The 244-nt window shown below is 57.4% G+C and carries 1 rRNA gene; it reads left to right on the top strand.

The window, feature by feature from the left end:
* A 16S ribosomal RNA gene (locus M3610_RS28735) occupies positions 1 to 244 on the top strand; the annotation flags it as partial.

The raw sequence follows: 244 nt of genomic DNA, 5'->3' as shown, positions 1-244 counted from the left end.
CTCTTCGGAGTCTAGCGGCGGACGGGTGAGTAACACGTGGGCAACCTGCCTGTAAGACTGGGATAACACCGGGAAACCGGTGCTAATACCGGATAATCCTTTTCCTCTCATGAGGGGAAGCTGAAAGACGGTTTCGGCTGTCACTTACAGATGGGCCCGCGGCGCATTAGCTAGTTGGTGAGGTAACGGCTCACCAAGGCGACGATGCGTAGCCGACCTGAGAGGGTGATCGGCCACACTGGGA

Source organism: Neobacillus sp. MER 74 (assembly GCF_023714155.1).
This window is presented reverse-complemented; position numbering and strand designations above follow the sequence as displayed.